Below are 21,559 nucleotides of genomic sequence, written 5' to 3' on the forward strand. Positions count from 1 at the left end.
ACCGCCGCGTCAGTCGCAGGGTTCCTCGGGTGGCGTGGGGAGGTCCCGAGTGTGCCGGTACTCGCGTGGTGTCGTCGCGTACCGGCTGCGGAAGGCCCGGGCGAACGCGCTGGGGCTCTCGATGCCCACCGACCGGCCGATCGCGGCGATGGGCCGGTGGCGCTGCCGGGGGTCCGCGAGCATTCGGCGGGCCTCGTCGAGCCTGCTCTCACGGATGAACCGGGCCGGGGACCGGCCGCCTTCGCGGAAGACGAGCTCCACGTACCGCAGGGAGACGTCGAACGCCTCGGCGACGGCGCGGGGCGACAGGTCCGGGTCGCCCAGATTGCGGCGTACGAAGTCCAGCATGCGCGGGAGTTGGGCGCTGCGGGACAACCGCGGGTCGGCCAGGTCCTGTCGGCCCGCGCTCTCGAACCGCAAGGTGGAGGCCAGCAGTTCGGCCACCGTGTGGCCGAGTTCCAGGAGTACGTCGCCGTTCTGCGCGGACGTGTTCCGGGCGAGTTCGCCGATCACCGTCGTGAGCACGCGCAGCGTGGGGTTCTCGGCACGGATGGGCCGGCCGAGCGCGGCCTGCCCCAGACTGCCGACGCTGCGCTCGAGGTCCTTCCTCGGTACCCCGACGACGAGTTGGTGGACAAAGCCGTCGGCGGTGAACGCCCAGGGCCGGGAGCTGTCGAAGAGCAGTGCGTCCCCGGGATTCAGCCGGGCGAGCCGGCCGCCCTGGGCGGCCCAACTGGCGCGCTGTCCGATGGACAGGTGGTGGAGGTCGATCGGGTTCCGGTCGATGAGCCGTGCGGTCCGGGCCACGCGCATGGGGTCGGAGCCCACGTCGCTGATGGTGGTGCGGCCGAGTTCGAGGAGATAGACCCACCCGGTGTACCCGGGTCTGCCGTCGTCTGCCCGGTCGTAGCGGGCGGTGGCGCCGATCGGTGTGGCGTCCAACGCGACGATGGCATCGCGCAGAACCGTGCGCCAGGTGTCCGGATCGGGCACCCGGGTGCCCTGGAGGTGCGGGCCGACGCGGACCACCGGCCGGCGCGCGCCGCGCCGGAGGGTGTGGCGCTTCGACGGGCCGGCGCCCGGAGCTGCCGACGGCGACCGGTTGTTCGCCGCGTCGTCCGCAGCGGGTGGACGGCTCACGGTCACGGCCCTCCCGGGTACAAGTCACGCCTGCCGACGGCCGGTCATGTTAACGGCGCGATGCCGCGCGGGGGCGGCAAGGCTCCGACAACGCGGTTCGACAGGTCAGATGACGCGGGAAGGCGGCGTGCTCAGCGGCGGTTGGCCAGGGCGGTGCGGCTGCGGATCGAGGCGGCCGCGAGTTCGTAGCAGATGGTGATGACGCCGAGGACCTCACGAGGAGTGCCGAACTCGCCTTCCAGCGTGCGGTCGGCGGTACGCGTCACCGTCGGGATGAGTGCGCCCAGTTCGGCCGCGGACGCGTTGGGCATGTCCAGCTCCAGCCGCAGCACCTCGGGGATCTCGGCGAGGGCGAGCGCGTCGCGGTCGGCGAGGGCCGCGGCGGCGGCGGCCCGGATCCGCGCGCACGCCTCGGTGGGCGAGAGGCTGTTCGCGGCCGAGAAGCCGTGCGAGGTCTTCACCGCGAGGGTGTGGGCCTTGGGCAGTCGGGCGCGTACCGTCTCGCAGATCACGTCGTCGCCGGTGACCAGCGCGACCGGGACACCGACGGCCGCGGCCTGGAGGGCGTTGACCTCGGTCTCGGAGACCGGGCGGCCGTTCAGGCGGACCTCGGTGAAGTGCGAGGAGTACGTGTGGGCGAGCACGCCGTGCGCGCCGGCCGCGGCGTGGTAGCCGAGGAACAGCGCGACGTCGTGTTCCTCGGTCAGGCCCTCGGCCATGCAGTCCAGCTTCGGGGTGCCGAAGACCAGCCGGGCGCGCGGGTCGAGTTCCGCGTGGACGAGGTTGTCCATCGTCCCGTGGCTGTCGTTGACCACGACCGTCTCGGCACCCGCGTCGAACGCTCCGGCGATCGCGGCGTTCGCCTCGCCGGTCATCAGGCGTTGCGCGGCCGGGTAGCCGTGGCCGCCGCGGACCACCTGGTCGATCGTGGCGACACCGGCCACGCCTTCCATGTCTATCGAGATGTACACCTGCACGGCGGGCTCCGGACGGGTCGGCCTGCGAAGGCGGTGGACGGGCACCGGTACGTACCGGATGCTACCGGCGACGCGGCGGGGCAGCCGGTGACGCGGGGCGGCGGTGCTCCCGGAGGCGGCGGCGGATGTTTCACATCCCTGCCTCGGGCAAGCCGCGGAGCATGATCGCTATCGGCTACACGATGATGACGGAGCAGGCGGGGCCGCGGGAGCTCGTGGACCATGTGGTCCACGCCGAGGAGGCGGGCTTCGACTTCTCCGTCACATCGGACCACTACTCTCCGTGGCTGGCCGCGCAGGGGCACGCGCCGTACGCGTGGAGTGTGCTGGGTGCCGCCGCCCAGGCCACCACGCGCATCCCGCTGATGACCTATGTGACCTGCCCTATCCTGCGCTACCACCCGACCGTGGTGGCGCAGAAGGCGGCGACGCTGCAATTGCTCAGCGAGGGCCGGTTCCGGCTCGGCCTGGGATCCGGCGAGAACCTCAACGAACACGTGATCGGCAAGGGGTGGCCGCCACCTCGGATCCGCCACGAGATGCTCACCGAGGCGGTGGACATCATCCGGGCGTTGTTCGCGGGCGGTGAGGTGACGTACCGCGGAACCCACTTCCAGGCGTCCGGCGCCAAGCTCTGGGACCTTCCCGAGGAACCGCCGCAGATCGGCATCGCCATGTCCGGCCCGCACAGCTGCGCGCTGGCGGGAAAACACGGCGACATCGGCGTGGCCGTCGAACCGGACTCCGACCTCGTCGACGCCTTCGCGAAAGCGGGCGGCGCCGGAAAGCCCGTGGTCGGGCAGGTCCCGGTGAGCTGGGACCCGGACCGCGCGGCGGCGGTGGCCCGCGCCCATCGGGAATTCCGCTGGTTCGGCGGCGGCTGGCCGGTCAACGCCAACCTGCCGGGGACCGAGGCGTTCTCGGCCGCGACGCAGTTCGTGCGCGAGGACGACATCGCCGGCAGCATCGCCTGCGGCGACGACGTGGACGCCTTCGTGGACGCGGTCCGCGCCTACGCCGACGCCGGCTTCACCGAGGTCGCACTCGTCCAGATCGGCGGGGACCGGCAGCACGAGTACATCGACTGGGCCAAGGACAAACTGCTGCCCGCGCTCAAGTCCCTCTGACCAGCCGCCGCGCGCTTCAGACCGTCGCGCCCAGCACCGCCGCCCGCAGCCGTACAACCTCCGCGGGATCCCAACCCGGCCGCGGCACCGAGCCGACGAGGAGCTGGGTGTACGCGTGCCGCGGCGCGGCCAGGACCTCGGCCGTACGCCCCTGTTCCACGGCGACGCCGCGGTAGAGCACGAGCAGGTCGTCCGTGACGTGCTGGACCACCGCCAGGTCGTGGGTGACGAACACCAGCGCCACGTCGGAATCCCGCCGGAGGTCGGCAAGCAGCCGCACGATCTGCGCCTGGATCGACACGTCGAGCGCCGAGACCGCCTCGTCCAGCACCAGGACGCGCGGCCCGGCGGCCAGCGCCCTGGCGATCGAAAGGCGTTGGCGCTGTCCACCGCTCAGCGCGTGCGGCCGGGCGGCCGCCTCGCGGGAGCCCAGGCCCACCTGGTCGAGGAGTTCCGCGGTACGCCGCGCCCGGGCGGCGCGGTCGCCGAGGCCGTGCAGGCGCAGGACCGACCCGACGCACTGCTCGGCGCTCAGGCGGGGGTCGAGGGAGACGTACGGGTCCTGGAACACCATCTGCACCTCGCGCGCCCGGGCCAGGCGCTGTGCGCGGCCCACGTGCGAGCGGAACGACCTTTCCCGGCCGTCGACTTCGACCGTGCCCCGGTCGGGCGCCAGCAGGCCGACGAGCATGCGGGCGATCGTCGACTTGCCGGATCCGGACTCGCCGACGATGCCCAGCGCGCCGCCCGCCGGGACGGCGAAGGACACGTCGGACGCGGCAACCGTGCCGTCCCCGGGCCGCTCGCCGCGCGCCCGGAACTCCTTGCACAGGCCGTGCACCCGGAGCGCGGGAACCGCGTCCGTGTCGGCGCCCGGCGTCGCCGGATCCCGCGGACTCCACTTCTGCCGGGCCTTGCCGGCCTTCGGATCCACCGGGGACATCACGAACCCACCTTCTCGATGCGGACCACCTGGTCGACCGGATCCGACCCGGGCCGGTCGCGTACGTCGGCCAGTCGGCAGGCCACCACCCCGTCGTCGTCCACGCCGCCACCGATCTCCCGCGGGAACGGGCGCCACGTCTCGCACTCCGTCTCGGCCGAGGGACAGCGCGCCACGAACGGACAGCCCTCGAAGGCGTCGTCGAGCGAGGGCGGCCGGCCCGGGATCGGGCGCAGCGCCCGGGCGTCACCGAGTTCGGGCGTGCAGTCCAGCAGTCCGGCCGTGTACGGGTGCCGCGGGTCGCGGAACAGCCGCTCGGCGGAGCGCTCCTCGACGACGCGGCCCGCGTACATCACGTACACGCGGTCGCAGTACGCCGCCGCGAGGTGCAGGTCGTGCGTGATGAACAGCATGCCCAGCCCGCGCGCCGCCTGGTGCTCCCGCAGGATCGCGAGGATCTCGGCCTGGGTGGTCACGTCGAGCGCGCTGGTGGCCTCGTCGGCGAGCAGCAGCTCCGGGTCGCCGGCCAGGGCCGCCGCGATCACGACGCGTTGCAGCATGCCGCCGGAAAGCTCGTGCGGGAACTGGCGCATGCGCTGCTCGGGGCGGGTGATGCCGACGGCGGTGAGGAGTTCGAGCGCGTGCGCCCGGGCGTCCGCCGGGCGTCGGCCCATCGTGTGGACCATGCGCTCGGTCAGGTAGTCGCCGATGCGGCGCACGGGGTTCAGGGACGAGCGCGGGTCCTGGTGGACCATGGACACGCGGTTCGCCCGGAGTTCGCGCAGTGTGCGCGCGTCCATGGCCAAGACGTCGGCGCCGCCGACCGCGACGGTGCCGGCGATCTCGGCGTCGTCCGGCAGCATGGCCAGGACCGCCTTGGCGGTGGTGGACTTGCCGGAGCCTGACTCGCCCACCAGGCCGACCACTTCGCCGCGGTGCACGCGCAGGTCGACGCCGTCGAGGACGGGCCGCCGGGCGCCCGCGCCGGGCAGTTCCACGGTGAGGTCCGCGATGTGCAGCAGCGGGGCCGCGTCGGTTCGCATGGTCATCAGCGCTCCCTCGCGCCCAGGCGGTCGGAGATCCGCACGCCGACGATGTTGAACGCCACCACGACGAGGGCGATCGCCGTACCCGGCACGATGACCGGCCACAATGCCCCCTGCACCAGGGCGGCCTGCCCCTCCTTGACCATCAGTCCCCATTCCGAACTGGGCGGCTGCGCGCCGAACCCGAGGTAGCTGAGCGTCGCCATGCCCATGAGCACCTGGCCGAACATCAGCACCAGGTAGCCGAGCAGCTGCGGCGCGAGATTGGGCACCAGGCGCAGGGCGCAGATCGCCGTGCCGCTCATGCCCTGGACCCGGTACGCGTCGATGTACGGCTTGGACCGCTCGGCCAGCGCGATGCTGCGCGTGTACTTCGCGACGACCGGCGAGTACGCGAGGGCCAGCGCGACGACGGCGGTGGTCAGCCCGTCCCCGAACACCGAGACGACCAGGATCACGAACAACAGCCCCGGGAACGCGAACATCACATCCGTGACCCGGGACAGCAGGGCGTCCACCCACCCGCCGTGCCACGCCGCGACGGTGCCGAGCGCGATGCCAACGACCGACGCGAGGGCGAGGAGGGCGAGGGGCGCGACGAGGCTCGGCCCGGCTCCGTGCAGGACGCGCGAGAGCAGGTCGCGGCCGGATTGGTCGGTGCCCAGCAGGTGGTTCGCGTCCGGGTCGGCGAGCGAGGCGCCGAGGTCGATGGCGTCCGGCGCGTACGGCGAGATCACCGACGCGAGCAGCGCGGCGAGCGCGGTCAGGGCGAGGAAGCCGCTCGCGATCCAGAACGACAGCGGCCACTTGCGGCGCGCGGACCGGCGGCGGCGGGTCGCCGCGGGCTCGGCCCCGGTCCGCGGGCCGGATGCGCGGCCCGGCGAACGGGGGTCGGACGACGGACGCCCCGGCTGGGAGTCCTGAAGGAGGGTCATGCGCGGCTTCCTTCGAGGCGGACCCGCGGGTCGATGAGCGGATGGAGGAGGTCGACGACGGTGGTGACGACCATGTAGGCGAGCACCATGAGCAGCAGCACGGCCTGTGTGACGGGGAAGTCGTGCATGTCGATGGACTGCACGAGCAGTGAGCCCATGCCGCTGATGCCGAACGCGGTTTCGACGACCACGGTCCCGGCGAACAGGCTCGCGACGATCAGGCCGCACATGGTCACGACGGGCGCGAGGGCGTTGCGCAGCACGTGGCGGCGTACGACCTTGTGCTCGGCGAGGCCCGCGGCGCGGGCCACCGCGACGTGGTCCTGTTTGTACTGCTCGACCATGCTCTGCCGGGTGACCCGGCTGACGACGGCGAGTTCGCCGAGCGCGAGGGCGAGCGCGGGCAGGGTCAGGTGGTAGAGGCGGTCGGTGAAGCCGTCGCCGGCCCCGGTGACCGGGAACCAGCCGAGTTGCACGCCGAAGAACGCCACGAGGGCGAGGGCCTTGACGAACTTGGGGATCGAGGCGAGAAGCGTGGACACCGCCACGATCACCGCGTCGAGGCGGCCGCCGCGTACCGCCGACACGACGCCGAGGGCGATGCCGGCGACCACGAACAGGACGGCGGAGTAGGCGACCAGGAACAGGGTCGTCGGCAGTCGGGAGGAGAGCAGGTCCGCGACGTGGTCGTTGTATTGGAGCGAGCGTCCGAAGTCGCCGTGCAGGACGCCGCCGAGCCAGTCGCCGTAGCGCACCAGGAACGGGTCGTCGAGATGGTAGGCGGCGCGTACCGCGGCGAGCTTCTCCGGTGTGGCGTCTTCCTGGCCCCCGACCAGGAAGGTGGCGGGGTCCCCCGGAGCCGCGTACAACGCGCCGAAGATGACGAACGACGCGGCGAACAGGGTGGCGAGCAGCCCGAGTGTGAGGCGCAGGGCGCGGGCGGCCATACGGGAGACCTCCGTAGGAGTGGGATGCGGCGGGACGGCGAAGCGGCGTGGCGGGACGGTGGTGCGGCGGGCGGCCCGGCCGGGGTGGCTGCCGGGCCGCCCGCCGGGCTCAGGCCTTGGTGCCCACGTGGGCCAGCCACGGGTACGCCACGTTGGCCATCGACGCGGGTGCGCCGGTGAACTTGGCGTTCACGACCAGGGTGTTGGGCACCTGGACGAGCGGCAGCCACACGGCGTCCGCGGTGAACATGCGCTCGGCCTCGACGAGGAGCTTGGCGCGCGCCGGGTCGTCGATGGTGCGCAGCGCCTCTCCGACGACGCGGTCGTACTCCGGCGAGCTGTAGCCGATCCAGTTGTTGGACGAGCCGGTGACCGCGTTGTCGTAGAAGCCGGCCGGGTCGGACTTGGAGATGTACCAGTCGTCGGCCACCAGGTCGACCTGCTTGCGCAGGCCCACGTCGCTGTAGAGGGAGGAGAAGTCCGAGCCGGACATCGTCTTGATCTCGGCCTTGAGGCCGATCTTGCGGGCCGCGTCCACGACCGCGTTGGCGATCAGGTTGCGGGTGGGCGTGCCGTCGTTGGCCACCACGATCGTCGGGGCGCTGCCGCCGACCTCCGCGACGAGGCGCTTGGCCTCGGCGAGTTCGGCCTCGGTGGGCTGCGCGGGCGCGCCGGTGAGGGCGTCGTACGCGGCCTGGAACGCCTGCTTCTCGTAGCCCCACGCGCCCGGTCCGAGGGGGGTCTTCCACGGGGTGGCGAGCCCGTTGAAGCCGGATTTGGCGATGCCGGCGCGGTCGAGCGCGAGCGAGAGGGCGCGGCGCAGGCGCGGGTCCTGCATGCCGCCGCGCTCGGTCGGGATCAGTGCCCACGCACGGGTCGAGTTGCCGTACGCCACCGTGAGCTGCCCGTTGGCGGCCAGCGGCGGGACCGCGTTCATCGAGGTCAGGTAGGTGCCGTCGGCGGCGCCGGTGGTGAGGCTGTTGACCATCGCGTTCTCTTCGGCCCACGTGAAGGTCGCGGACCTGGTGAGCGGCTTGACGGCCTTGTCCCAGTAGGCGTCGTGGCGGTCGAGGGTGAGCTTGCTGCCCGCCTGCCAGCCGGCCACCTTGTAGGGGCCGCTGCACGCGTCGGCGCGGCCCGGTGTGCCGTAGTCCTTGCCGGCCGCCTCGGTCTGCTCGCGGTCGAGCACGACACCCGCGTTGCCGGCCAGGGCCTTGAGGAACAGTGCGTCCGGCTCCTTGAGCTTGACCGTCACCTCGGCGTCGCCGGACTTGGCGACGGACGCGACGCGCTCGAACTCGTCGGACTCGTTGCCGCCGTCGGCGGCGTGCCGCTGGAGGCTCCAGACCACGTCGTCGACGGTCATCGGCGAGCCGTCGTGGAACGTCACGTCGGTGCGCAGCTTGAGCACCAGGGTCGTCGGGTCGGTGTACGTCGCGCTCTCCGCGAGGTGCGGGCGCGCCGACAGGTCCGGCTGGGTCTGGAAGAGCCGTTCGCAGACGTTGGCCAGCACGATGTTGGAGTTGGTGTCCGAACGCAGGTCCAGGTCGAGGGACTTCGGTTCCTTGGCGAGGAGCCAGCGCAGGTTCTCCACGGCTCCGACCGCGGTTCCGGTGGTGTCGGTCAGCGCGAGGTCGGCGGGCTCGCCGGGGGCGGCGGTGTCGGCCTTGTCGGCGGAACACGCGGTGGCGACCAGGCCGAGGGCGGCGGCCAGGGATATCGCGGCTGTCCTGCGGAGCACTCTGGGGCGGGGCATGCGGCTCTCCGGGAAGTGGTCGGGCGCGGGGCGCGAGGGGTGGGCGGGTCCGGTGGCGGGCGACGGGTGCGGCTCAGTCATGGGAGGGCCCGTCGTAGAGGTTCCAGGGGGCGAGTCGGTACTCGTTCTCGCAGGGGGATCCCGCGGTGACCCGGTACTCGCCGGTGGTCAGGTCCACGCAGCTGGACAGCAGCGTCGCCCACCGGCGCACCTCCGGTCGGTCCGGGTCGGGGTGGGTGCACAGCGACTCGGGGTGGCCGAGGTGGTCGGACATCGCCTCGCGGATGAACTTGCGGGTCTCGGCCGGGTCGGCGGTCTCGCGGCAGCGGCGCAGCCCGGCCTCGGCGCGCGGCACGCGGAGCAGCGAGTCGGGCGCGGAGGGGCGGTAGGTATGGGCCAGCTGCGGAGGTACGAAGGCCTGGTAGTGGTTGCCGTGCACGAGCAGGCCGTCGACCGGGTACATCCAGCCGTTCGGGCCGGGGGTGGTCTCGACGTCGATCGCGAAGCCGCTGCGGTGGGTGAGCAGGGCGTTCGAGGCGATGTGCGCCCGGGTCCGGAACAGTACGTCGAGGGCGCGGGCCGGGTCGGGCGAGTCGAGGACCCGTCGGCGCACCAGGGTCTGGGGGACGCCGACGGCGTGGTCGAAGCGGCCTCCGAGGCCGTTGGCGTTGAGCGCGATGCCTGCCGAGTTGGCGCCTTGGCGGCCGATCTGACCGGCCTCGACCTGCATAATCACGGTGGGTCGGCCGGGCTGCACGATGCGCAGGAGCATGACGGTGTCGCGCACGCCGTACCGCCAGTCCCAGTTCTGCCCGGCGTACACGTGCCCGTCGCCGGCTGCCGGGCCCAGCAGCGCGAAGGAGGTGCACCCGTCGGGCGCGTCCTCGTGGTCGGCATCCGTCATGTCGGATTCCGAGCGCTTGGTCCCCATTGCCGCGAAGGTGCTGTCGTAGATGATCTCACCACGGGCGTTGAGCGCCATGATGTCGGCCACACCGAGGCCGGCGCCCTGGGCGATGCCGTGCATCTCGTCGAGCAAATCGGGGGCGAAGTCGGCGGCGGGGCCGAGCCAGGCCTCGGCGCGGGCGGTGACCTGGCCCCAGGTGAGGCCGGACGACGCGCCGAAGGCTTCCGCGTAGTAGTCGACGGAGGCGGCGATGCGGCCGCGTGCGGCCTCGCCGTACTGGCGCCCGCGCTCCAGCGGCGTGCCCGAGATCTCGAGCATGGGAAGGGACTGGCCTGCCACGGTGACTCCTTGCGGTACCCGACGTCCCGGATCGTGTATTCCAGGATTCAAGTTTGCGGTAACGTGTAATTCACGGTTCAGGAGGAGAGTAATGGCTGATACGCGAGAGTCAAGAGCCGGGCACGAGGAAAACGGCAACCCCGCCCTCGCACGCCTGCGCTCCGCGGTACGGGACAACTGGGAGACTCTGACGCCGGCCGAGCGCAACGCCGCCCAGCACCTGGCCCGCGCCTCCGCCGAGCAATTGCTCTTCGCCAGCGCGCAGGACCTCGGCACCGCGATGGGCACGAGCAGCGCGACGATCGTGCGTACGCTCCAGCGCCTCGGCCTGGGCGGACTGTCCGGCCTCAAGCGCGACATCGCGGCCGACTTCAACGCCGACGTCGCGCCGGAGGACCGGCTGCGGCAGCGGATCGCCCGGGTCGGCCAGGACCTCGACGGGGTCGTGGCACGGGTCTATGACGAGGCCGCCGAGCGCCTGGAGCACGGCCGGGCCGGCGTCGACCACGACAGGTTCCGGAGCGCGGTGGAGTTGCTGGCGCGCGCCGAGGAGGTGTTCGCGTACGCCGTCGGCGCGTCCGAACTCGCGGGCCGACACGTCGCGCTGCGCCTGAACCGCATGGGCCGACGGGCGCGCTTCGTGGGCGCCACGGGCTTCACGCTCGCCGACGAACTGCTGCACCTGCGCGGCGGCGACGTCGTGGTGCTGTGCGTGCCGGGGCGCATGCTGCGCGACATGGAGGTCGTGCTCGAACGCGCCCGACTCGTCGGCGCCCACACCATCGTCGTCACCGACGAACTCGTGGAACGCCTGGCCGACGACGCCGACGTGGTCCTGTACGCCCCGCACACCCCGGCCGGCATCACCGCCGAGTCACTCGCCGCAATCGTCCTGTGCGACGCCCTGCTGCTCGCGGTGGCCTCCCTGGACGAAGGCCGATCGATCGAACACTCGCACCAACTCACGGTGCTGCGCGGACAGTTGCTTCAGCCCAAGGAGAGCCGCCAACGCCGGTGAGCACGTGGCGGCGCGGTGCGGGGCCGACGTACGACTCCCCCCGTCGCCGAACTGCGCGCCGCCGTGCCGGGGCCCCACGCGGCGAGGTGTCCGGCGCCTGATGGGGACGGCAAAGCGAACGTGCCCGCCCCCACCCGAAATGACGTATTTGGCCCTCGGAGGGCCGGTGTGGGTTGATGCTTGCGTCAACTTGCGGGACTCTTGACGGATGTCTCGCTGACGAAGGGTGGTCGGGCTCGCTGGAATGCGGGCCGAAATTATGACGAGTGTCGAAGGCTCCACGCGCTTGGCGCAGAGCTTGCTGTCGTCCGTGGGCGCTTCGTGGATGCGAGCGCCCTACCCCGCGCTGGTTGTTGACGCGGCAGGCGCCGTCGTGGGTTCCAACGAAGAGGCCTCCCGGCTGTTCCCGGAGGCCGTTCGCGGCACACCGCTCGAAGCGGCGGCCCCCTACTGGCTCGTGCAGGCCCATCGGCGCGTCGCCGCCGGTGCCGGCAATTCCGCCGACCCGGTGCACGGTTGGCACGGCGATTCGTCGCTGGAGGCCCACGCGACCCCCGGTCCGGACGGTGAGGTGGTGTGGTGGCTGATCGACGACACCGACCGACGTCTGGCCGAGACCGCGCTGCGGAGCGAGCAGGAGCGCACCGCCTTCCTCGCCGAGGCGTCCTCCCGCCTGCTGGCCTCGCTGAACCCCGAACGCTGCATGGAAGTGGCGGTCGAGCTGGCGGCCGAGTCGTTTGCCGACGCGGCCGTGCTGGTCGCTCCCGCGACGGGGCGGCGCCATCCGCTCGCCACCTCGTCCGGCGGCGGCCGGTCCACCCGCCGGTCGGTGCGGATCGATCCCGAGATGGTGCCCGGCCTGGCCGAGGCGCTCCAGGGGTTCCCGCCGGTGCCGTCGCGCTGGATCGACCCCGCGGCACTGCCCGACTGGGCCTTCCCCGAAGGATTCGCCGGGCCGGTCGGATCGGTCGTGGTGACCCCCCTTCCGGGGCACGGCGTCTCCGCGGGCGCGCTGATCCTGCTGCGGCGCAGCGACCATGCCGCCTTCGACGCATCCGAGGAGGTCTTCGCCCGGGTCTTCGCCGCCCGCGCCGGCGCCGCCTTGTCCGCGGCCCGGCTGTACCAGGAGCAGAGCGGCGTCACCGCGACCCTCATGGCGGAGTTGCTGCCGCCGACCCTGACGCAGGTGCACGGCGTGGAGTTCGCCGGGGGCTACCGCGCCTCGCAGGACACGGAGCGCATCGGCGGGGACTTCTACGACGTCCACCCGGGTGCCGACGCCGGTCAGCAGACGCTGGCGGTCCTGGGGGACGTGTCCGGCAAGGGGCTGGACGCCGCCGTCCTGACCGGCAAGATCCGCAACACGCTGCAGGCGCTGCTCCCGCTGGCCGACGACCATCAGAACCTGCTGCGGCTGCTCAACGGGGCCCTGCTCAACAGCCACCACACCCGGTTCGCCACGCTGGTGCTCGCCTCGATCCGCCGCCGCGGAGGGCTCACCGCGCTGCGCCTGACCTGTGCGGGCCACCCCGCGCCGCTGATCGTGCGCCACGACGGCACGGTCGAGGAGGCCGCGACCGTCGGCACGCTGATCGGCGCCCTGCCCGAGACGAGGTCCACCACCGCCGAGGCGGTCCTGCGGCCCGGCGAGACCTGCCTGCTGTTCACCGACGGCGTCACCGAGGCCCGGGGCGGACCGTTGGGCGACACCATGTTCGGCGACGAACGCCTGCGGGCCGCGCTGGGCGAGTGCGCCGGAATGCCCGCCGAGGCCGTCGTCGAGCGGATCCAGATGCTCGTCGCCGAGTGGCTCGACGGCAATCGGCACGACGACATCGCGGTCATGGCCATCACCGCACCGCGCACCGCGCATCTCACTGCGGTGAACGGACACACTCCGGGCAGGTACACCTCATGACCAAAACACCCATCGCCGTAGAGGACGGCCAGCTGCTGGAGCAGGCTCGCCAAGCGCTGTGGCAGGCCGTCACCGAGCGCGACGAATACGCCGCCGGCCAGGCCGTCTTCGCCCTGCAGAACGCCGGGGTGAGCGTCGAGGACGTGCTGCTGGACGTCGTCGTCCCCGTACAGCACAAGGTCGGCACCGAGTGGGCCGCCGACCGCCTCACCGTCGCCCAGGAACACGCGGCCACCGCGATCCACGACCGCGTCATCGCCGCGCTGTCCCACCGCCCTCGGGAGACCGGCCCGCCCGGTGCCGCCGGCACGGTCACGGTCTCCTGCGTGGAGGGCGAGTGGCACGCGCTTCCGGCCCGCATCGTCGCCGAGGTGCTGCAACAGCGCGGGTACCGGGTCGACTTCCTCGGCGCCCAGGTCCCCACTGCCCGGCTGGTCGCGCACCTGCACCAGACCGCGCCGGCGGCCCTGGCCCTGTCGTCGTCGTTGCCCACGCGCCTGCCGGACGCGCACAAGGCGATCACCGCCGCGCAAGCGGTGGGCGTACCGGTCCTGGCGGGCGGCGCGGCCTTCGGGCCCGACGGGCGCCACGCCCGCCAGTTGGGCGCGGACGCCTGGGCCCCCGACGCCCGCGCCGCCGTCGCCGTACTCGACCGGGGCCTGCCGCGCCCCCGGACCGGCGCCATCCGGCAGACCGTGGACGACCTGCCGCACCTCGTCGACCAGGAGTACACGCTGGTCGCCCGCCAGAAGCGGCAGTTGGTCAAGAACACCCTCGCCGGGCTGGACGGGCGGCTGCCCGCGATGCGGGCCTACAGCGACGCGCAGCGCGAGCGCACCGCCGAAGACGTCGGCCACATCGTCGACTTCCTCGCCGCCGCGCTCTACACCGACGACGCGCGCCTGTTCCGCGGGTTCATCGGCTGGACCGGCGACATCCTGGAGGCGCGCGGCGTACCCGCTCGCGTCCTCGACCCCGGTCTCGCGCTCCTCGAGCAAGAACTCAAGGACTTCCCCCGGGCCCTCGGTTTCCTCGCCCAGGGCCGCGCCGCCTTGCGCGGCGACACGTCCCCCGCCCCCGGCCCCCACCCCACCGTATGACGACACATCCTGAAGACACCTTCGACCTCCACGTCGGCCGGGACTCGGCCGGTGACGGACACATCCGTGTCGCCGGCGACCTCGACTGGGAGACCGCCGACGAACTCACCCGGGCCGCCCGCGACCTCCTGCACGCCGGCCCCGCACCCGGGCGCCTGCGTGTGGCCTGCGCCGGGCTGACGATGTGCGACTCCATGGGGTTGGCGGCGCTGCTGATGATCCGGCGCGACGCGGCCGCGGTCGGCACCGCTCTGCACCTGGACGACCAACCGCCGGTCCTGCGGCGCCTGCTGGAGATCACCGGCACGGCGTACCTGTTCGGAGGGTCGGCCCTGGGCGAGGAACGCCCGGACGCCGACGAGTGGCAGGCATCGGACAACTACTCCTCGGCGCGGCCCTCGCAGGCGCCGCCGCGGCAGTGAAGCGGCCGACGCGGCGAACAGGCGACCCGGATTCCCCGTCCGGACGCACGCCTGTGAGAATTTCGCCGATGAGGACCGATGTGACCGTGACCGCGCTCGACGACCTGCGGATCGTCCGGGTGGCCGGAGAGTTCGACGCGGACGAGACCGACGCCCTGACCGAACGGCTCGCCCTGCCCCCGGAGGGCTCCGGCGGCACGATCGTCGACCTGGCCGACGTCACCTTCGCCGATTCGTCGTTGCTGCACACCCTCCTCACCGCGCAGGCCGACCACGTGGGGGCCGGAATCCCCCTCGTCCTCGTACGGCTCTCCCCCTTCGTCGAACGCCTGCTGGACCTGACCGACACCGCCCGCGCCTTCCGCGTGGCCGGCAGCGTCCCGGAGGCCGCGGACCTGATCCGCACCGACGACGCCGGTGTCGGCCCGTGAACAGCGCGCCGTCCGGGCCCACCAGCGCCGCTTCCCGGGCCCGGGCCCGCGCCCGGGAGCTGCTGCACGGCCTCCATGGCCCGCACCCTCCCACCACGGTCGTCGACGATGTGATGCTCGTCGTCTCGGAACTCGTCACCAACGCCGAGCGCCACGGGGGCGGCCTCGTCGCCTTCGACGCGTGCCTGGCCGACGACGCCATCGTCATCAGCGTCACCGACGCCTCGCCGGAGCTCCCGCGCACCACCCCACGCGAACGGTCCGCCGCCCCCGGGGGGTTCGGCTGGCCCTTGATCCAACGGCTCGGTCGCAAGGTGGACGTGACGCGCGGCGAGCACGGCAAGACGATCAGGGTCGCGATGTCGACGGGCCACCCGGCCGCCGAGCCTCAGTAGGAGTCGCCGCGTCGGCCTGCTCGCGCAGGATGTCGCCGTGGCCGGCGTGGCGGGCGAACTCCTGGATCATGAGCAGGTAGATCCACCGCAGGCTGACGGTGCCAAGGACGGGATGCTGCCGGGTGTCGTCGAGGCCGACGTCCGCGGCGATCTTTCGCGCGCGGTCGCCGGCGCGCTCGAACTCCGCGACGACGTCGGCGACCGTCTCGCCGTCGTCGACCTCGAAGCTGGCCTCGCCCACCATCGCTCCGTCGCACTCGGACTCCGGCAGCCCTCCCAAGATGTGCTGGAACCACTTCCGTTCCGCGAACGCGGCGTGCTTGACCAGCCCGATCGACGTGGTCATGGACGGGACGAGACGGCGGCGGGCCTCCGCCTCGGACAAGCCGCGCACTGTGTCGACCAGTTCGGCCCGCATGTGGTCGAGCAGGTATTCGAGCAGCGGGCGCTCGGGACCGTCGGTCAGACGAGTCGGGTCGTGCATCTTGGGTGCTTCCTTCCGTGGACAGCATGGGAGACGGGCACGCGGGCCCGGGTCGAGCGGGGTGGTGGTGGCGGGGGCGACGCCGGTGTGGGTGACGGTGTGGCCGTCGCGCCCGAAGCGGGTGTCGACCGGGATCCCCGGGCGACGAAACGTCGTCGACGACCTAGGCGATGACCGAGGCAATGACCGGCAACCGGGCCACCGCGACGAGGGGACCGGCTCCGCCTCGGACTTCGTGTCCGGGCTGCCGCAGATGTCCCGCCGGACAACACGCTACCCCAACGGGCGGCGGGAGCGGAGTCCGGCGGGAACGAGATCCGGCGGAAGGGATCCGGGGGTCAGCCGGCCTGCGGGAGCACGTACGCCTTGACGCCGGGGACCTCGTGGGCCGTTTCGACCGTCACGAGGCCGCCGGGCTTGGACTTGTCCACCTTGAGGATGAAGGTCTGGTACGACGGCGGCCTGCTGTTCGACGAGAAGTCCAGCTTCAGCCCCAGTCCCACGTCCATGCCGGTCTGCTTGCGGTGCGCCGCGACGACGCCTTCGCGGGTGAGGTCGCCGGCCGCGCAGGCCGCCCTCAGGTCCTCGCCGAAGATGCCGGCCGCGGCGTACCCCGAGATGACGCCCTGGTCGACCGGCATGCCGGGGAACTTCGCGAGGTAGTCGGCGGACAGTTTGGCGACGGCCGGCAGGTCCGTCGAACTGACCGGCGGTGCCGGGCTCGCGATCATGAGACGGGCCTCCATCGGGGCGGCGGCCACGGCGAGGAGTTGCGGGTGGAAACCGACCGAGTGCGACAGCACCGGGACCTTGAGCCCGGCCGCCTCGGTGCCGACCATGACCGGGGCGACCTGCCGCGGTCCGGAGCTGATGACGATCGCCTTCACCCCGGCCGACTTGAGCGCGGTGACGACGGCGGTCATGTCCTGGTCGGTCGGCTTGACCTTCTGCTCGACGACCGAAACGCCGGCCGCCTGCGTCGCGTACTTGACGCCCAGAGCGCTGTTCACGCCGAACTCGTCGTCGCTGTAGATGTGTCCGACTTTGTCCCCGGCCGCAAGCGGCGTGGTGCGCGCCAGGTATTCGAACCCGTTGATCATCTCGATGTCGTACGTGGTCGCGGTGACCTGGATGAAGTCCTTGCCGAGCAGCGTGGACGCCCACGCCTGCGGCAGCGTCAGCAGGCCGTCGCGCTCGATGTCGTCCTGGAGCTGGGTGACGATCGCCGAGCCGACCAGCTGCGATATGCCGATCACCTTGCCGGACAGTTCGGTGTAGGCGGTACGCGCCTTCTGCGCGTCGTACGCGTGGTCCTTCACGTCCATGACGACCTTGCGGCCGCAGATGCCGCCGGCCGCGTTGATCTGGTCGAAGTAGAGCTGCTGGGCGTTGGTGACGCTCTTGCCCAGCGGTGCCTGCGGCCCGCTCAGGTCGGAGAGTTCGCCGATGTGGATCTCGGTGTCGGTGACTCCCGGCCCGGTCTTGATCCCGGTGTTCTCCCCGCCGCCGGGGGTCTTCGTGTCGTCGTCCTTGGCGCTGCACGCCGTGACGGTCAGCGCCAGCGCGGCGAGGACCGCGCAAACGGCTCTGGTGCCCGAACCTGGCTTCACGAGTCTGCTCCTTGGGGGCTGCCTGGTACGCGGACGGGTGGCGGCGCCACGACCGGCGGACAGTCCGGTGCCGCGTCGGCGAGCGGCGTCTTGCGCCTGCGGAGGTTGTCCATGCCGAGCACTCCTCTCGGAGTCGCTGAAATCATGGAAGGCACACTGATACAAATCCTGTTGCTGCGTATCACGCAGCGAAGCGGAAGCGGATGGCGAGCACAAGCCTTTGTGCGGGGGAACTTTCGGAGGACCACCGAGTTGTCGGCTGTCCACGGGCGGGCGGTGGAATCCGTACCCCTGGCGAAGCATGGCGTTTCGCGGGCTCGGTGATCGGCGCGGGTAGAGCAGCGGAATGAACCTCGGGGAACCGGAAGGCGGCAGTGGCGCCGATGCGGACGAAGGCGCGTCGGTGCCACCGCCCTGCGACAGCTGCGGAACGGTGTCGACAGCGAAGGCGGGGCCGCGGCCGGGGCCGCGCGAAGGCCCGTACGTGGCCGTGCTGGCGGACTCCTCGTGGATCGATCCGGTCGACCCCGCCCAGGACGGCCGCCGACCGGTGGTCGCATGCTCGGGCCGGTGCCTGGACCGAGTGCGCGCGGTACTTGCGTCCCGCCCGTACACCACGGTCGAACTGTGGGCGGGCAAAGTGGCCCGCGCCGTGACGGCGAGTCAAGGTCCGCCCGTACGTGCCGAGTTGGAACGCGCGACCGGTTTGACGCCGCCGCAGATCCGCGCGGCCTACGACTGGCTGGAGGAGCACGGCATCTGGCTGGAGCGGCACAGTAGATGACGTGCTCCCCCGGACCCCGTGGGAAGGCGGTCCACGGGCGGTCCGGGCCGCTTGCCCGACTGGCGTTGTTGCCAGCGGATTTCGAGGTTGTTGCCGGGTGTCCGAGGCGATGGACAACCCCGCGCGGCCCGGGTTAGCTTCCGGACCACGGCTGTTCACAGGCCGGAATCCAGGGATTGGGGAGGCGCGATGCGGCCTACCAGGCTGCCGCTGACGCTCCTGACCAAGTGCCTGCCGATCGACCTGCGTCGGTCGGCCAGTTCCCTCTGTCGCTGACTCCCCGTCCGGGCCCGTACGCCGAACCGCGGCGACCGCCCGTACCGCAGACCCGGCAGCGCACCGGGCCCGCCGGACGCACCGGGTGCGTGCGGCGGCTTACCCGACTTCGCATCCCACCGCCGGAATCCGCCCAGCGCATCGCCGTCCGCATCGTCGTGCGCGACGCGTCCTTGCCGCCCCGCGCCCGGCGTCCGGGTCTGGATTCCCGCACATCGGAGGAGACCACTCATGAGCCCCACCCCTCTGGCCGTCCTCGACCTCCTTCCGCTCAGCCAGGGAGAAACGTCCCGCGACGCCGTGTCGCACGCGATCGATCTGGCCCGCCGCGCCGAGGAGTTCGGGTACGCCCGCTACTGGTTCGCCGAGCACCACCTGAACCCCGGTGTGCTCGGCGTCGCGCCGGCCGTGGCGATCGCGCTGGTCGGCCAGGCGACCCGGAGCATCCGGCTGGGTTCGGCGGGCGTGCAGTTCGGGCACCGGACGCCGCTGTCCGCGGTCGAGGAATTCGGGCTGCTGGACGCCGCGTTCCCCGGCCGGCTCGACCTGGGCATCGGACGCTCGATAGGACGCCGTGGGCCGGTCGGCACCGCGGGCACGCCGGGTAGCGGCGACGCGGGCGGTGGCGCACCGGACTCCGGCGCACAGGCCATCGCGCGCTACCAGGCCGGCCGCGGCACCTCGGACCATGACCGCCGCGCCCCCAACGGCCTGCTGCTGCCCAGGCAGTTCGATTTCTCGACGACCGTCGACCCGGCCCGACTCGGCGCGCTGCTCGGCCTGTTGCAGCAGCCCGGCGCCTGGACGCCCGGCTATGACGAGCAGATCGAGGAGGTTCTCGCCCTCCTCGGTGGCACCTACCACGATGCCGGCGGTGTCGAGGTGCACGCGTACCCGGGCGAGGGCGCGGACCTGGAAGTGTGGGTGCTGGGCGCGTCCGGCGGTGAGAGCGCCCGGGTCGCCGGAGCCCGGGGGTTGCGGTTCGCCGCGTCGTACCACCACAGCCCGAGCACGGTGGTCGACTCGGTGGAGGCGTACCGGTCCGCCTTCCGCCCGTCCGCGGCGCTGGCCGAGCCGTACGTGTCGGTCTCCGCCGACGTGGTGGTCGCCGAGGACGACGAAACCGCCCGCCATCTGGCCGCCGGGTACGGCCTGTGGGTGCGCAGCATCCGCCGCGGCCTGTCGGCCGTCCCGTTTCCGCCGCCGGACGAGGCGCTCGCCCACGTGTGGAGCGACGAGGACCGCGAGCTGGTGCGCGACCGCGTGGCGACCCAGTTGGTGGGGTCGCCGGAGACGGTGGCCGATCGGCTGGAGCAGCTGCGGGACGCCACCGGGGCGGACGAGTTGGCGGTAACGACGATCACGCATCGGCATGCCGACCGGGTGCGGTCGTACGAGTTGCTCGCGAAGGCGTGGGCCGACCGCGCCTGACGCACGACGGGCGCCCCGGAGTGTTCGCCGGGGCGCCCTGGTGTCTGGTGTCCGGTGTCTGGCGTCGCCTGGTGCCGTCAGGGCCTCATGAGGCGGCCTGCTCCCGGCCGGCCTCCCGCGCGAGCCGCGGAGGGCGGCGCAGCCCCAGGTGGTCGCGCAGCGTCTCGCCTTCGTACTCGACGCGGAACACGCCGCGTTCCTGGAGCAGCGGTACGACCGTGTCGGCGAACTCGTCGAGTCCGCCGGGGGTGATGTGCGGAACGAGGATCACACCGTCCGCGGCGTCGTTCTGGACCAGTTCGTCGATCTGCCCGGCGACCGTCGCCGGACTGCCGACGAACGAGTGCTTGCCGAACAGTTCGACGACCAGCTCGCGCGAGGACAGCTTCTTGGCCTCGGCCAGCTCCCGCCACTCGGCGGCCTGGCGCAGCGCCTCGCGTCCGGCCACCGATCCGGCGCGCCCTTGGGACAGTTCGGTCTCGCCGAGGTACGGGTCGACCGACGGGAGCGGACCGTCGGGGTCGTGGTCGGACAGGTCGCGGTTCCACACCCGTTCCAGGAACGCGATCGCGGTCCGTCCGCTGACCTGTTGGCGGGATACGGCGTACGACAGCTCGGCCGCCTCGGCGTCCGTGTCACCGAGCACGAAGGTCGCGGCGGGCAGGATCTTCAGGTCGTCGTGGGACCGTCCGTGGCGGGCGAGGCGGGACTTCACGTCACGGTAGAAGGCCTGGCCCTTTTCGAGTTCGGAGTACCGACTGAAGATCGCGTCGGCGGACGACGCGGCGAACTCGCGGCCTTCGTCGGAGTCGCCGGCCTGGAACATCACCGGACGGCCCTGCGGGGCCCGCGGCACGTTGAAGCGGCCGGAGATGGTGAAGTGCCGGTCGTCGTGGGCGAATCGGCCCGCGTCGGGGTCGGCGAGGAAGATGCCGGACTCCTTGTCGGCGACGATCTCGTCACCCTGCCAGGAGTCGAACAGCTCCCACGCGGTGTGCAGGAACGTGCGGGCGCGCTCGTACCTCTGTTCGCGCGGGAGGAACCCCCCGCGCCGGAAGTTCTCGCCGGTGAAGGCATCCCAGGAGGTCACGACGTTCCACGCCGCGCGCCCCGCCGAGAGATGGTCGAGGCTGGCGAACTGGCGGGCCACTTCGTACGGTTCGTTGAACGTCGAGTTGATCGTGCCGGTGAGGCCGAGGCGTTCGGTCACCGCGGCCAGCGCGGCGAGCACGGTGAAGGTGTCCGGGCGACCCACCACGTCGAGGTCGTAGACGCGGCCGTGCTGTTCGCGCAGCCGCAGTCCTTCGGCCAGGAACAGGAAGTCGAACTTGGCGCGTTCGGCGGTGCGCGCGAGGTGTGCGAAGGACGCGAAGTCTATGTGGCTGCCCGACCGCGGGTCGCTCCACACCGTCGTGTTGTTGACGCCGGGGAAGTGCACGCCGAGGTGAATCTGCTTGAGCGGCTTGCCCGTCGGGCCGGCCCCGTGGCCGCCGGTGGACCCCGGGTTGCCCCGGGAGTCGCCCTGGGGGCTGTTCTGGACGTTGCTCATGACCGTGGGTACCTTTCAGACCGA

Annotated in this window: 20 protein-coding genes; 9 read left to right on the forward strand and 11 right to left on the reverse strand. The window is 72.2% G+C overall.

Annotated elements, in window-relative coordinates; genetic code table 11:
• Positions 1-9 precede the first annotated feature (9 nt).
• Positions 10-1,140, reverse strand: a complete 1,131-nt coding sequence (locus ACWD12_RS28210) for a helix-turn-helix domain-containing protein (protein WP_450101921.1) — start codon at positions 1,138-1,140, stop codon at positions 10-12.
• Between the two features lie 131 nt (positions 1,141-1,271).
• On the reverse strand, positions 1,272-2,117 hold the full coding sequence (locus ACWD12_RS28215; protein ID WP_358359621.1) for a M55 family metallopeptidase: 846 nt from the start codon (positions 2,115-2,117) through the stop codon (positions 1,272-1,274).
• A 161-nt stretch (positions 2,118-2,278) separates the two neighbouring features.
• Here ACWD12_RS28215 and ACWD12_RS28220 point away from each other — a divergent pair, with 161 nt between their 5' ends.
• Positions 2,279-3,244, forward strand: coding sequence for a TIGR03557 family F420-dependent LLM class oxidoreductase (locus tag ACWD12_RS28220; RefSeq protein ID WP_450101993.1), 966 nt, complete (start codon positions 2,279-2,281; stop codon positions 3,242-3,244).
• 16 nt (positions 3,245-3,260) lie between these two features.
• On the opposite strand, the gene ACWD12_RS28225 is transcribed toward ACWD12_RS28220, so the two are convergent.
• The 6 genes from ACWD12_RS28225 to ACWD12_RS28250 form a co-directional block, all read right to left on the reverse strand.
• A complete protein-coding gene (locus tag ACWD12_RS28225) occupies positions 3,261-4,187 on the reverse strand; it encodes an ABC transporter ATP-binding protein (RefSeq protein WP_450101922.1) in 927 nt (308 codons plus the stop codon).
• Complete coding sequence (locus tag ACWD12_RS28230; protein WP_450101923.1) at positions 4,187-5,236, reverse strand: ABC transporter ATP-binding protein; 1,050 nt, start codon at positions 5,234-5,236, stop codon at positions 4,187-4,189. Before ACWD12_RS28230 ends, ACWD12_RS28225 begins: the two co-directional genes overlap by 1 nt.
• Entirely contained in the window at positions 5,236-6,168 is a 933-nt protein-coding gene (locus ACWD12_RS28235) for an ABC transporter permease (protein ID WP_450101924.1), read from the reverse strand. Before ACWD12_RS28235 ends, ACWD12_RS28230 begins: the two co-directional genes overlap by 1 nt.
• Complete coding sequence (locus tag ACWD12_RS28240; RefSeq protein ID WP_450101925.1) at positions 6,165-7,115, reverse strand: ABC transporter permease; 951 nt, start codon at positions 7,113-7,115, stop codon at positions 6,165-6,167. The genes ACWD12_RS28235 and ACWD12_RS28240 overlap by 4 nt, the downstream gene beginning before the upstream one ends.
• A gap of 109 nt (positions 7,116-7,224) precedes the next feature.
• The gene (locus tag ACWD12_RS28245) at positions 7,225-8,952 is read right to left on the reverse strand and encodes an ABC transporter substrate-binding protein (RefSeq protein ID WP_450101926.1); all 1,728 of its coding nucleotides are present in this window, start codon (positions 8,950-8,952) and stop codon (positions 7,225-7,227) included.
• Positions 8,945-10,096, reverse strand: a complete 1,152-nt coding sequence (locus ACWD12_RS28250; protein ID WP_450101994.1) for a C45 family autoproteolytic acyltransferase/hydolase — start codon at positions 10,094-10,096, stop codon at positions 8,945-8,947. Before ACWD12_RS28250 ends, ACWD12_RS28245 begins: the two co-directional genes overlap by 8 nt.
• A 112-nt stretch (positions 10,097-10,208) precedes the next feature.
• On the opposite strand from ACWD12_RS28250, the gene ACWD12_RS28255 reads away from it, so the two are divergent.
• The 6 genes from ACWD12_RS28255 (at position 10,209) to ACWD12_RS28280 (ending at position 15,401) form a co-directional block, all read left to right on the forward strand.
• Positions 10,209-11,135: a MurR/RpiR family transcriptional regulator gene (locus ACWD12_RS28255; protein WP_450101927.1), complete on the forward strand. Its 927-nt coding sequence runs from the start codon at positions 10,209-10,211 to the stop codon at positions 11,133-11,135.
• 259 nt (positions 11,136-11,394) lie between these two features.
• Positions 11,395-13,053: a SpoIIE family protein phosphatase gene (locus ACWD12_RS28260; RefSeq protein WP_450101928.1), complete on the forward strand. Its 1,659-nt coding sequence runs from the start codon at positions 11,395-11,397 to the stop codon at positions 13,051-13,053.
• The gene (locus ACWD12_RS28265; RefSeq protein ID WP_450101929.1) at positions 13,050-14,153 is read left to right on the forward strand and encodes a cobalamin B12-binding domain-containing protein; all 1,104 of its coding nucleotides are present in this window, start codon (positions 13,050-13,052) and stop codon (positions 14,151-14,153) included. The genes ACWD12_RS28260 and ACWD12_RS28265 overlap by 4 nt, the downstream gene beginning before the upstream one ends.
• A complete protein-coding gene (locus ACWD12_RS28270; protein WP_450101930.1) occupies positions 14,150-14,575 on the forward strand; it encodes an STAS domain-containing protein in 426 nt (141 codons plus the stop codon). Before ACWD12_RS28265 ends, ACWD12_RS28270 begins: the two co-directional genes overlap by 4 nt.
• A 68-nt stretch (positions 14,576-14,643) precedes the next feature.
• The gene (locus tag ACWD12_RS28275; protein WP_450101931.1) at positions 14,644-15,006 is read left to right on the forward strand and encodes an STAS domain-containing protein; all 363 of its coding nucleotides are present in this window, start codon (positions 14,644-14,646) and stop codon (positions 15,004-15,006) included.
• Positions 15,003-15,401 (forward strand): ATP-binding protein, encoded by a 399-nt coding sequence (locus tag ACWD12_RS28280; RefSeq protein ID WP_450101932.1) that lies wholly within the window; start codon positions 15,003-15,005, stop codon positions 15,399-15,401. Before ACWD12_RS28275 ends, ACWD12_RS28280 begins: the two co-directional genes overlap by 4 nt.
• Here the strand turns inward: ACWD12_RS28280 and ACWD12_RS28285 are convergent.
• Both ACWD12_RS28285 and ACWD12_RS28290 read right to left on the reverse strand, forming a co-directional pair.
• Positions 15,355-15,885 carry a DinB family protein gene (locus tag ACWD12_RS28285; RefSeq protein ID WP_358359649.1) on the reverse strand — a complete coding sequence of 177 codons (531 nt, stop codon included), beginning with the start codon at positions 15,883-15,885 and terminating at the stop codon, positions 15,355-15,357. The genes ACWD12_RS28280 and ACWD12_RS28285 overlap by 47 nt on opposite strands.
• Before the next feature lie 338 nt (positions 15,886-16,223).
• Positions 16,224-17,495, reverse strand: a complete 1,272-nt coding sequence (locus tag ACWD12_RS28290; RefSeq protein WP_450101933.1) for an ABC transporter substrate-binding protein — start codon at positions 17,493-17,495, stop codon at positions 16,224-16,226.
• A gap of 346 nt (positions 17,496-17,841) precedes the next feature.
• Between ACWD12_RS28290 and ACWD12_RS28295 the strand changes: the two genes are divergently transcribed.
• Together ACWD12_RS28295 and ACWD12_RS28300 are read left to right on the forward strand one after the other, a co-directional pair.
• Positions 17,842-18,279: a hypothetical protein gene (locus ACWD12_RS28295; protein ID WP_450101934.1), complete on the forward strand. Its 438-nt coding sequence runs from the start codon at positions 17,842-17,844 to the stop codon at positions 18,277-18,279.
• A gap of 507 nt (positions 18,280-18,786) precedes the next feature.
• Complete coding sequence (locus ACWD12_RS28300) at positions 18,787-19,986, forward strand: LLM class flavin-dependent oxidoreductase (RefSeq protein ID WP_450101935.1); 1,200 nt, start codon at positions 18,787-18,789, stop codon at positions 19,984-19,986.
• Between the two features lie 85 nt (positions 19,987-20,071).
• Here the strand turns inward: ACWD12_RS28300 and ACWD12_RS28305 are convergent, their stop codons facing one another.
• Positions 20,072-21,535: an NtaA/DmoA family FMN-dependent monooxygenase gene (locus tag ACWD12_RS28305; RefSeq protein ID WP_450101936.1), complete on the reverse strand. Its 1,464-nt coding sequence runs from the start codon at positions 21,533-21,535 to the stop codon at positions 20,072-20,074.
• Between the last annotated feature and the right edge of the window lie 24 nt (positions 21,536-21,559).

The sequence above is a fragment of the Streptodolium elevatio genome, from assembly GCF_053592165.1.